This window comes from Okeania sp. SIO2B9 (assembly GCF_010672505.1).
Taxonomy (GTDB): Bacteria; Cyanobacteriota; Cyanobacteriia; order Cyanobacteriales; family Microcoleaceae; genus Okeania; species Okeania hirsuta.
In genome coordinates this window covers 1-1,144 of sequence record NZ_JAAHGK010001762.1, presented here as the reverse complement: position 1 = coordinate 1,144, position 1,144 = coordinate 1, and the positions used below count along the sequence as shown (strand labels likewise).

General features: G+C 32.4%; 1 protein-coding gene. It reads left to right on the top strand.

Annotated elements, in window-relative coordinates:
* The first annotated feature begins 111 nt into the window (after positions 1-111).
* The gene (locus F6K13_RS34240) at positions 112-1,116 is read left to right on the top strand and encodes a hypothetical protein (protein WP_124145564.1); all 1,005 of its coding nucleotides are present in this window, start codon (positions 112-114) and stop codon (positions 1,114-1,116) included.
* Positions 1,117-1,144 lie beyond the last annotated feature (28 nt).

Genomic DNA, 1,144 nt, shown 5'->3' with positions numbered 1-1,144 from the left:
GTAGGTATAAATAAAGCAGAGAAACTCGGTTTATATAAAATAAATCACATATCTCTCCCATAAACCCGGTTTCTTATAACACCCCAAATCTAGATTTATTAAATTATCACTATGAGTATTGAAGTTTGGCCTTTTTTAGTAAGTCGTAACCGCTATCTTGACTACAGAACAGTAGTAGCTCCTGATTTCATCTGTGAAGCTAAGACTGGTAACTTATTGGCAAGAGTGACGACAGGAGATTTAACAGAACCAGGAAAGGGATTTATTAGACAAATTTTTGGTTCAAAAGTAGGAGATTTCACCATAGTTTATCGAATCTTAAAAGCTACACAAAAAGACCTGAATTCTCAAGTAGGAGATGAGATTCTTAAAGACCAATTTGGGAGAGAAATACTTCTAATTGAAGGAGTGGTTATTCAAGAAATTAAAAGTAAAGAAGCTGTTTTTATTTCCCAGAAAAATATAGAAGAAATTCATCAGAAATTGATAGAAGGATACACAGAATTTTGGGAGCATCGCGACCCAAATCCAGCCATTCCTTCTGATAAATTATCTTTAAGTATGGATGGTTCTAGTAGACCCTTAGAACTTGAAGAAATAGAACTATTTCAGGTTGAGTCTCCAATCTCTAACCACAATCAGGAAAAAAAATGGATAACGTTTATTAAATCTTGGGGTAATAACGTTAATTATGTTGTTTTTCTTACTATAATTTTGGCAGTAATGGTTGCTTTTGGGTGGATATACAGAAGTGAAATTTGGGGAACAAAGATAGTATATGACTGCACCACTATTGAGTATAAAAATATAAGATTAGAGAGTAAAAATAATATAGATGATGTTCTCAATAATCTACAAAAAGAGTACCCAGATGCAACAATACTCCTTGATGCTAAATTAGAACTCAAATCCAACGAACAATGGCAATATTTGATAAAAAGAGAAAAACTCAATGAATTAGAAAACTATACCATTAACCTCTATGGAAATATCTTAAAGCTACAAGATCATCCACTTGATTTAGCGATCGCTCAACTTAGCAACCAGGAAATTGTTGAGTACATTAATATCAGCGCAAAAATTATAAATAGAAAGGAATGTAAAAGAAATTCCTGAAGCAATCTCTTCAACTGTATTCGAATTT